4 protein-coding genes and 2 pseudogenes are annotated in these 7,561 nt (G+C 37.7%); all 6 read right to left on the bottom strand.

Annotated features, from left to right (window positions below):
- Positions 1–355: 355 nt before the first annotated feature.
- Positions 356–651, bottom strand: a pseudogene (locus tag CBG25_RS13380) (MFS transporter); the annotation flags it as partial.
- A gap of 511 nt (positions 652–1,162) precedes the next feature.
- Entirely contained in the window at positions 1,163–2,626 is a 1,464-nt protein-coding gene (mgtE, locus tag CBG25_RS13375) for a magnesium transporter (protein ID WP_290607226.1), read from the bottom strand.
- Positions 2,627–2,814: 188 nt separating this feature from the next.
- Positions 2,815–4,344 (bottom strand): exopolyphosphatase, encoded by a 1,530-nt coding sequence (gene ppx, locus CBG25_RS13370; protein WP_290607224.1) that lies wholly within the window; start codon positions 4,342–4,344, stop codon positions 2,815–2,817.
- 4 nt (positions 4,345–4,348) lie between these two features.
- Positions 4,349–6,418, bottom strand: coding sequence for a polyphosphate kinase 1 (gene ppk1 / locus CBG25_RS13365; RefSeq protein ID WP_290607222.1), 2,070 nt, complete (start codon positions 6,416–6,418; stop codon positions 4,349–4,351).
- 57 nt (positions 6,419–6,475) lie between these two features.
- Positions 6,476–6,769 (bottom strand): annotated as a pseudogene (locus tag CBG25_RS13360) (GNAT family N-acetyltransferase); the annotation flags it as partial.
- A 488-nt stretch (positions 6,770–7,257) separates the two neighbouring features.
- Entirely contained in the window at positions 7,258–7,431 is a 174-nt protein-coding gene (locus CBG25_RS13355; RefSeq protein ID WP_290607220.1) for a hypothetical protein, read from the bottom strand.
- Positions 7,432–7,561 lie beyond the last annotated feature (130 nt).

Raw genomic sequence — 7,561 nt, 5'->3', positions numbered from 1 at the left:
CTTTAGGGCGGAAACATCTACTTTTTAACCATCGGCTAACCGTGTCATGAGATAAAGGCGATGGGCTGACTTCTGATAACGCCAAACTAGAGTATCTTACACTGCTTACTTGCAAGAATATTTTATAGATATCTTTAATGCATGGATAACCGGACAAAATATGAACATCCTTATTTTTTCTTGTTTTTAAATTTATACTTCTTTTTTAGAGACTGCGAAACTCGTGCAACATAAACGTCGTATATCTGAAAAAATAACCCTTTATCAACAAAATTGGGACGTAATCAAAAATGCTATTGCTGAGCACATCCGTGTTTTATTAGCGTACCCAAATTAGTTTTGTGCGAAACTCGTGACTCAAACTGAACATGCGCTTACGGCCTATTTTATCGCCGTAGTGTGCCATAATAATGCCACCTAAAGGACGAGCCAGATAACCGGCAGCAAATAACCCAAGGGTTGCTATCAGAGCGAGAAATTGATTACCAGCCGGAAAAAAAGTAGCGAGATGGTTTTGGCATAAAAGACAAAAATAACAAAATCGTAAAACTCAAGTGTACCACCTAACGAAGATAGACGCAGCGTTTTATAATCTTGCCGATTTAGTGGCCTGGCAACAGGCTGACTTTGCGTATTGGTTAGCGATGGCATGTTTTTTTAAATCCTTTTTATTAATAGGCAAAATAGTGTATTAATTCGCTGAATAAATCATTCAAACAATAGGTGCAATTTGTTAATTGACTTTATTTCTTAATAATAAAAAATAATGAAATAACAATGATATCTTGATTTAGCGATAATAATTATCTGTTTATCATCCGGTAGCTATAACCAATGATCTGGTTTTTTTCGTCATTGTCTATATAAACATAAAAAGCGGATATTATTTTATCCTACTCTGGGTAACCTTTAAACCGGAGAAATATTGGGTTATTTGTTTTTAATTAAATCAATGGCTAGCAAAATCACAAAATCAAGAATTGAATTTAAATAGTGATGCATTCTATTTTAACCGTATAAATATATTAATCTGCTATTTTCAATTGATAGATAGAGAAAAATTTGGCTATTAATTTAAATAGGTTGAGATAACAATGAGGTGTAATAAGTTTTGTTTTAAGGCGCTATTCTAAGGTTGCAGTGATAGATTAGCGCTGGCGATTTAAATTAGAAAAAGAGTGGCTAAACCTAAGAAAATAAAGAAGCCGCCGGTATCAGTAATTGCGGTTATCATCACACTTGAGCCAATGGCCGGATCTCGACCCAGTTTTACCATAATTAATGGGATAATAACGCCCATTAATGCGGCCATCATTAAGTTCAATATCATAGCTAAAGTCATTACTGCACCCATCTCAAGGTTACCATAGAGTAAATAGGTGACAATGCCCATGATCCCGCCCCAAACAATACCATTGATCAGCGCGACGCCTAATTCTCTCAGTAACAGAAATGAGAAATTACCAGTTTGGATCTGATGCAAGGCAATTGCTCGAACAATCATGGTAATAGTTTGGTTGCCGCTATTGCCACCAATGCCGGCGACAATAGGCATTAGTGTTGCCAGTGCGACCAGTTGTGAAATGGTATTTTCGAACACACCAATTACTCGTGAGGCAATGAAGGCGGTACATAGGTTAACGGCAAGCCAGGTCCAGCGAGTTTTTACTGCTTGCCCAACCGGGGCAAAAACATCTTCTTCAGGGCTTAATCCTCCCATGCGCCGGATGTTGCTATCACTCTCTTCATTAAGATTATCAACTATATCTTCAACGGTTAAGCGTCCCATTAATAAACCATTGTTATCAACCACAGCAGCTGAAATCAAATCGTATCGTTCAAAAGCACTTGCAGCGTCTTCTGCTTTTTCGTCAGGCAAGAAGCTCATCGTGGCGGTTTTCATCACATCAGCCACTGTTTTTGTTGGTGATGAGGTTAAAATCCTCGTTAATGGTAATTCTCCTTGCAAGCGATTTTGTATATCGACAATAAAAATTTTATCGGTTGCTTCAGGGATATTACCGCGCTGGCGTAGATAGCGTTGAACAGTTTTCAGGCTAACGTTAGGCCTAACGGTAATAAATTCAAAATCCATCATTTGGCCAACGCTATCTTTAGGATATTGTAGTACCTCACGGATCTGATTACGTAAACTGGGATCAAGATAAGTCAATAAACGACGCATTGTGTCGCGCGGTAAGTGTTCGGCAATATAGGCTTGCTCATCAACATGGAGATTAGCAACAGCACGTAGCAACTCTCTATCTGACATGTTCTTGAGTAAACTTTCCCAGACCGAGGTTGAGGCTTCGACTAAAACCTGACCGCGTTTGTTATTATCAATTAAATACCATAGCGATGAGCGTTCATCATAAGGCAACATTTCTAAAAGATCCGCAATATCGGCTGCATGTAAGGCATGTAATAGTGATTTAATTTGGATGATATTTTTATCGTACTTTACGATCGATAAGGCTTGTTGTTTGTCATGTTGGGTCGCTAATATTTTAATCGTCTCTTCATTTTCCATGAAAAGCGTCAAAATATCTTGCCTAATTTGTGCCAGCTTTTGTGAATGTGGATTAATAAGTGAGGTAATATTCGATGAAAAGGCTGGTTGAGACATGGTTATCCTTAAATACTAATAGTCGTAACCTATTATCAGGTATTGTCATTTTTAATGACTTTCGATTAAATGCACACATTATTTAAACAACTACTATCAGCAGTAGGATAGATAAGTTATTGAATAGAAAACAAGCAATTAAGTTAGATTTATGGTTGCTAGATTTTATTTTTAATCATACCAAAATATCAAGCAGATTCCTCTTTAATTTTTAGTTTCCAGCTAGGAACATCTTGCCAATATTTTTGTTCTTTTTCTAAATCTAGCAGCATTAACGCATTTTGCTGTAAATAGTGGGGAGGAAAATAGAGTGTCCAATGATTTTGATCGGTTTTCAAACGTAGTGAGTTTGGCGTGGTTGTCGATTGACGTTGATTATTAAGTAGCGTAGCTAACCGTAATAGTTGGATCATGGGTAAATATTGTTTTTTCTTAAATAGATTTAACTTAGGGAATTCATCAGCTTTGATACTTTTTTTATGATACCTGACCAATGTCGCTAGTAATAACTGTTGCTCTTGGTTAAATCCTGGCAGATTGGTGTTGTATAAAATATAGGCAGAATGACGATGTAAGCCATTATGATTGATATTTAATCCAACCTCATGCAGCATAGCGGCCCAGATAAGTAGCACTTTCAATTGTGGGTTAACCAATTTGGGATTTTGTTTTGCCCATTGTTGATAAAGGATCTCGATGGTTTTTGATACTCGCAGCGTCTGTTCTCGGTCAATATTATAGTGTTCAGCTAAACTTAATGCGGTGCGTTGGCGAATGTCTTGATGACCAAAACGTCCTTCCATTTCATAGAGAACCCCTTCACGTAAAGCACCGTCAGAGAGCGTTAACTGTTTGATTTGCAGAGAATCAAATATGCCACATAAAATGGCTAATCCCGGAACAAAAACGTGAGCACGTTCTGCCGATAAGCCGGGTAGATCGAGTGACTTAAAATTTTTATACTTTAGTACTAATTTTTTTAGTTTAACTAAGCGCTCATGGGTGATGATGCCATCTGAATCACCGAACTGGCAAAGTACTTCATGAATTGCTTTTATGGTTCCCGAAGCACCAAAGGCATAGTCCCAACCTTGCATTTGATATTGGCAAGCAAGATTTTCCAGTTTTTGTCGGCTAGCAAAATAGGCGCGCGCAAAATTAGTTTCATTAATTAGATTATTAGCAAAAAATTGGCGGGCATAGCTGATGCAGCCCATTTTACGGCTTTCCATTAATAGAGGCTTAAAATCTTCACCAATAATAAGTTCTGTAGAGCCACCGCCAACATCAATCACCAACTTCCGACCCTTTTCTGACTGGGTATGCTCAACCCCCATAAAAATCAGCCGCGCTTCTTCTTGGCCTGAAATAATTTCAATTGGGTAGGGTATAATGGCTTTAGCTCGTTGCAAAAACTCTTTGACGTTAACCGCTTCTCGTAAGGCATGAGTCCCAACTATGCAAACATTATCAGCGGTAAATCCTTGTAAACGTTCAGCAAAAAGCGCTAAGCAGGTCAAGGCACGCTGAATTGATTTTTCGCTTAATTTGTTATGTTCATCTAAACCGTCAGCCAGATGAACACGTTTTTTAATGCGGGTTAAAATCTGTAAGGCACCATTAACTATTCGCGCAACAATCATATGAAAGCTATTAGAGCCAAGATCTATGGCAGCAATTTCCATCGGCCTCGATGCTGAAGGTTTTATTAATGGCATAGTGTTAAGCTCTTGTTTCTGGATGTTCTAGTGATTTTAGATAATCGTAGACAGCAAGCTGTGCCTGGATCTTGCGTTTATTACCGCGTGGTACATAACGATTGGTTAACTCTTTATCGATATAACGCGCTTTAACGGTATCATTAAATTGTAATTCAAGAATGTCGAGCACGCGTTGTTTCAGTTGTTGATCAACCAATTTAACAGCCACTTCAATACGAAAATCGATATTGCGGGTCATCCAGTCAGCTGATGAGATGAAGACTTCTTCGTTGCCATTATTACTAAATACATAAACTCTATCATGCTCAAGAAAACGGTCGACAATACTAGTAATTTGAATATTTTCACTAAAGTTAGCTTGGCCGGGAACCAGCGAACACATGCCGCGGATCAGCAGACGAATTTTTACGCCAGCATTGGAGGCATCATAAAGACGATTAATTAACTCTTTGTCATCTAAGTTATTAATCTTTAGCAAGATAGCGGCCGCTTTTCCCGCTTGAACGTTGCTAATTTCCCGATCGATCAGTTGCGTCAGCCGAGTGCGTGAATTTTGCGGCGAAACCGTTAGATTTTCAAAATTGACAGGTCGGTAAGGGTTTTCAATAAAGTTAAATACCCGTCTTACTTCATTGGTAATTTGTTGATTTGCCGTTAATAAGGAATAATCGGTATAAAGGCGAGCGGTTTTTTCGTTAAAATTTCCGGTGCCAATATGAGCATAACGAATAATTTCACCTTGTTCGAGACGAGAAATAATAAAAAGTTTAGCGTGGATCTTAAGGCCAGGTGCAGAGAAAATGACATGAACTCCGGCTTCGGTAAGATGCTTAGCCCAATGAATATTGGCTTCTTCATCAAATCTCGCTTGTAATTCAACCACCACGGTGACTTTTTTACCGTTGTGCGCGGCATGGATCATCGATTCAATAATGCGCGAATCCTTGGCTACACGATAAATATTGATTTTGATTGTCAGTACGTTGGGATCAAAAGAGGCTTGGCGTAATAATTCTATTGTATGCTCAAAAGTGTAATAGGGATAATAGAGGAGAACATCTTTTTCTCTGATCGCATCAAAGCCATTACGGAAGTTATCAAAACGACGATGACGTAAACGCGGCAGTGGTTTATTCAGTAAATTTTTATTTCCTTCGTTAGGAAATTTAATGAAATCTTTAAAGTTATGATAACGGCCACCGGCAATGACTGAATCATCACTTGATAGTCCGAGTTTTTTTCTCAGTAGTTCTACCATTTCATCAGGCATATTACGTTGATAAACAAAACGAACTGGTTCGGCATTAAGACGTTGTTTTAAACTGGATGACATCAACTCCAGCATGCTGGATTCCATCTCAGTAGTTAAATCATATTCCGTATCGCGTGTCATTTTCATCGCGTAGGCGTTTAATTGGTCATAGTCAAAAAAGCCTTTAAATATTTCGTCTAGACAATAACGCAAAATATTATCTAGCAGGATCATTGATTTCCTGCGTTTTGGCATTTCAGGCGGTAAATGAACAAATCGAGGTTGTTTGCCCGCTGGAATTTCTAGTAAGGCATATTGAATATTTTGTCCCTTTATAATTTCAACGGCTAAATAGGTATAATCATCTTTTAAAAATTCAACTAAATCAGTTTCCGGCGTGATCAGGATAGGCGTAATATGCTGACGAAGTTGTTGGTGAAAAAATTGTCGTAACCAAATTTGTTGATTTGGCGAAATTTGCCGTTCATTAATTAGGAAAATTTGGTTACGCGCCATTTCAAGTAATAACTCGTTATATAATGAGTCAAATTCTTGATCCAGTTTGGCAACTTTGCTTTCAATTCGTTTTAGTAGCTGGCGTGAACTGGATGCGGTTCCTCGTTCTTCATTAATTAATATACGTCGTTTAACATCCGCAAATCTAATTTTATAAAATTCTTCAAGGTTATTGGAATAAATGCCTAAAAATCGCATGCGTTCAATCAGCGGATTACGTTTATCTGCTGCTTCTTGCAAAACTCGCTCATTGAATGATAACCAACTGATCTCTTTTTCAGTATAGAGCCGATCTTGAGACATCTTTACTCCATAACCAATATTGTTATTTAGTAATACAGGATATTGATACTTAACAGCTTATCTGATTACTGATGATTTTTCAGGTGTTTTATTGGCCTCTGGTGGGAATTTTTTTCTCATTTCACTGTATTGATGTTGAAAAATACTCATCCGAATGACGGTACGATATTTACCATTAATAAAAAATTCATCAACCAAATTGCCTTCAATATGAAAACCCAATTTTTTATAAATATGCAGCGCTTTGGTATTTTCTTTATCCACAATCAAGTAGACTTTATAGAGATTTAACACTGAAAAGGCATAATCCATCGCTAAGTTGGTGGCTTTAGCGGCATATCCTTTACCTTGACGCCTAGGAATTTCAAAGATCCTGAGGCCGTATGAAATAGGGATCACAGTCGGTAAGATTTGCTGTTTTTTTCAGCACAAGAGGGAGTGAGATCATTATTTGTTGGCTAATCGACTGATTTTTGAACGAATTTGCTGAATTCAGGCAGATCTTCCCTGCATTACATCACGTAACGCATTCGCGCTATTTCCACTGCGTTAGCAACCAGATCCTTTGTTACCAGCCCATACAAGACCCGCTGATAGACCATTTTCCCGCCACACAGAATACATTTAAAAGGGTCCGTATTGAGCAGTGCTTGGCTGAGGCTGGAAAATGTCACTACTTCACGAGTTTCGCACCAATAAAAAAACGCTCTATTTTTAAGTTTAATTCAGCATGATATATAAATAGTCAAAACCTTATAAATCAAATACAACTTATTGTAATTTAAGAAAATTTATGTTTTTTAGTAACTTGCAGATTAATCATTGCTTTTAAGCCATTTTTAGAATTTTATATGCCTGTGCGAAACTCGTGATCTACTTTTTAACCATCGGCTAACCGTGTCATGAGATAAAGGCGATGGGCTGACTTCTGATAACGCCAAACTAGAGTATCTTACACTGCTTACTTGCAAGAATATTTTATAGATATCTTTAATGCATGGATAACCGGACAAAATCACGAGTTTCGCACAAAACTAATTTGGGTACGCTAATAAAACACGGATGTGCTCAGCAATAGCATTTTTGATTACGTCCCAATTTTGTTGATAAAGGGTTATTTTTTCAGATATACGACGTTTATGT

Source organism: Arsenophonus sp. ENCA, from assembly GCF_002287155.1.
In the GTDB taxonomy this organism is placed as follows: Bacteria; Pseudomonadota; Gammaproteobacteria; order Enterobacterales; family Enterobacteriaceae; genus Arsenophonus; species Arsenophonus nilaparvatae.
The sequence above is the reverse complement of the archived record's forward strand: the minus strand, read 5'-3'. Positions and strand labels throughout refer to the sequence as shown.

What these genes read in the sequence shown, in the direction of transcription:
- mgtE (WP_290607226.1), bottom strand. Translation starts at nt 2,626, where the DNA reads ATGTCTCAACCAGCCTTTTCATCGAATATTACCTCACTTATTAATCCA.
- ppx (WP_290607224.1), bottom strand. Translation starts at nt 4,344, where the DNA reads ATGCCATTAATAAAACCTTCAGCATCGAGGCCGATGGAAATTGCTGCC.
- ppk1 (WP_290607222.1), bottom strand. Translation starts at nt 6,418, where the DNA reads ATGTCTCAAGATCGGCTCTATACTGAAAAAGAGATCAGTTGGTTATCA.